1 protein-coding gene is annotated in these 3,303 nt (G+C 61.1%); it reads right to left on the bottom strand.

Features of this window, described 5'->3' with window-relative positions; all coding sequences use genetic code 11:
- On the bottom strand, nucleotides 1-3,303 hold a 3,303-nt coding region (locus tag F1379_RS29400; protein ID WP_150276035.1), incomplete at both ends, for a non-ribosomal peptide synthetase.

The raw sequence follows: 3,303 nt of genomic DNA, 5'->3' as shown, positions 1-3,303 counted from the left end.
CATCAGGATGGCCACGATACACTCCGGCCCCACCCCTTGCCCGCGCAGCGTCCACGCCAGCTGGTTCGCCCGCGCGTTCAGCTCCGCGTAGGTCAGCTGCTGCTCCCCGTACACTACTGCCACCGCATCCGGCGTCTTCTCCGCCTGCGCCTCGAACAGACCGTGGATCGTCGCTTCCTGCGGATACACCGCCGCCGTGTCATTGAACCCTTGCAGCAGCAGTTGCTTTTCATCTGGCGTGACGAGCTCATACACCTCTATCCTTGCTTCCGGCTGCTCCCCGATTTGGGACAAGAGCTGTACAAAGTGCTGCAGGTACCGCCGGGCCGTCTCCTCGCCAAACAGTGCACTGCTGTATTCCAGCAGCAGTTGAAGTCCTTGCTTGCCCTCCTGAACGTTCAGCGTAATGTCAAATTTAGTGGTTTGATGATCCTGTTCGACCGGACGAACGTCTACTCCCGCCAGCCCAAAGCGCGCCTGCTCCATGTTCTGCAGCACCAGCATTGTGTCGAACAAGGGGTTGCGGCTCATATCGCGCCGTACGTTCAGCTTCTCGACCAGTTCCTCGAACGGATAGTCCTGATGCTCGAACGCCGCCAGCGTCTGCTCCTTCACTTCGCACACGAAGTCCATAAACCGTTTGTCCCGGGACGGGGCATTGCGCAGCGCCAGCGTGTTCACGAACACCCCTATCATCGGCTCCGTATCACCATGCGTCCGCCCCGACACCGGTGTACCGACCACGATGTCACTCTGCCCTGTGTACTTGTGCAGCCACACGTTATAGGCCGCCAGCAGCACCATGTACAGCGTCGCTCCGGTCTCGGCGGCAATTCGTTTCAGAGCCTCTGCTGTCTTGACGTCCACTTCGGTATATACCTGTCTGCCTTCGCTGCCTGACACCGCCGGACGTGTCCGGTCGGCCGGCAGTTTCAGCACCGGCGCTTCCTCCGCATAGACCGACAGCCAGTATGCCTCATGCCCTTGCATCTGCTCCGCACCGAGCGTACCCTGCTGCCAGACCGCGTAGTCCTTGTACTGGACCCGCAGCGGCGCCAGCTCCTGGCCGGCATACGCCGCCATGAAGTCCGACACCAGAAGATTCATCGACACGCCGTCCGAGACGATATGGTGCATGTCCCATACCAGCCAGTGGCGCTCTTCCGCCAGCCGCAGCAGCCCGGCCCGAAGCAGAGGCGCCTGATCCAGCGCGAACGGTTGTATGAAGCTCCGGGCGAGTTCCCGGGCATGCGCTTCCTCGGTATCCTGGCATCCCCATTCTAATACCACGTCTTCGTGCACATGCTGCCTGGGTTCACCGTCGATCCACATGAACGACGTGCGCAGCGATTCGTGACGGGAGATGACTGAACGAATTGCTTGCTTCAGCCGATCTCCATCTAGCTGTCCCGTTAGCTCCACGACACCCGGCATGTTGTAGCGCGTACTCTCCGGCTCCACCTCATGCAGCACATACAGCCGCCGCTGCGCCGACGACAGCGGGTACGATGCTTGTACCACTGCCGGCTCGATCTCGCCGTAGCCGCTTTCTTCCGTGCTGCGCACATAGTCCGCGAGCGTCTTAACCGTCGGCCGTGCGAACAGCTCCCGCAGCGGCAGCTCCACCGCCAGCCGCTGATGTATGCGCGACACCAGCGTCATCGCTTTTAGCGAGTGGCCGCCACGCTCGAAGAACGAATCTCCGATGCCGACTTCCTTAACCCCCAGCACCTCGGCGAACAACTCCGCCAATTGCCTTTCCAGCGCATCCCGCGGGGCTTCATAGCCTTCAGTGTGCGCCTCCCGGTCCGGCGCCTGCAGCGCCTTGCGGTCTACCTTGCCGTTAGCGGTCAGCGGCAGCTTCTCCAGCTGTACAAAGTAGGACGGAATCATGTAATCCGGCAGCTGTGTTGCCAGTTGCGCCCGCAGCTCCGGCACCGGAACAGCTTCGTCGTTCACGAGATACGCGCACAAGTACGTCTGCCCTTGTTCATCCTCGCGGGCCATGACCACCGCTTCACGGATGTGCGTATGCGCCAGAAGCCTCGCCTCAATTTCCCCGCACTCGATCCGGTAGCCGCGTATTTTCACTTGGTGGTCGATCCGGCCAAGATACTCCACGTTGCCGTCCGGCAGCCATCTCGCCAAGTCCCCGGTCCGGTACATCCGCGTCCCCGGCTCGAACGGGTTGTCGACGAACTTCTCCGCTGTCAGCTCCGGCCGGTTAAGGTAACCCCTCGCCAAGCCGTCTCCCGCGATACACATCTCACCTGCGACACCTATCGGCTGCAACTGGCTGCTGTCATTTACAATGTACAGCTGCGTATTGGCGACCGGCCCCCCGACGGTTACTGTCCGGTCGGCAGTCGCTTCCCGCACAGCGGACCAAATCGTCGTCTCCGTCGGACCGTACATATTGAACAGTGCAGTCTTCGATTTGCTTTGCAGATCAGCCAGCAGGTCGTCCGTCAATGCCTCCCCGCCGACCAGTAATTCCGTTACGCCTTCAAGCCACGCCACGCAGCCCGCAGACAACAGCATCTTCAGTCGTGACGGCGTCATCTGCACCATGCCTATGCGCTGGCGTTCAATCAGTGCCGCAAGCTGCCGGGGGTCCTTCTGCTGTTCTTCGCTCGCTACCACGACCCGCATGCCTTGCGTCAACGCTAGCAGCGTCTCCACCACCGAGATGTCGAATGACAGCGTGGTCGCAAATAAAATTGACATCGCCGGAGTAAATGGAATCACGCTCGTCATTCCTGTGATGAAGTTAACCACCGAGCGATGCTCAATCATGACTCCTTTGGGGTTGCCTGTGGTTCCCGAGGTATAGATCACATACGCCAAGCACCGGGAATCCGGCTCTAGCTGCGGGTTGGCATCATACTCTGCTTGCTCTCCAGGCGTAAATTCGATGACTGTGCCTTCAAATCCATGTGAATCCAGGCCGGGCTGAATCAGCAGCACCGCTGCGCCGCTGTCCCCGAGCATGTACCGGATGCGTTCGGCCGGCAGCGCCGGATCAATCGGCAAGTACGCACCGCCGGCCTTCAGGATGCCGAGCATCCCGGCGATCATCTCCACCGAGCGGTCCATCAGGATGGCCACGATACGCTCCGGCCCCACCCCTTGCCCGCGCAGCGTCCACGCCAGCTGGTTCGCCCGCGCGTTCAGCTCCGCGTAGGTCAGCTGCTGCTCCCCGTACACTACTGCCACCGCATCCGGCGTCTTCTCCGCCTGCGCCTCGAACAGACCGTGGATCGTCGCTTCCTGCGGATACACCGCCGCCGTGTCATTGAACCC

This window comes from Paenibacillus tepidiphilus, assembly GCF_008635795.1.
GTDB lineage: Bacteria > Bacillota > Bacilli > Paenibacillales > Paenibacillaceae > Paenibacillus_AQ > Paenibacillus_AQ tepidiphilus.
The sequence above is the reverse complement of the archived record's forward strand: the minus strand, read 5'-3'. Positions and strand labels throughout refer to the sequence as shown.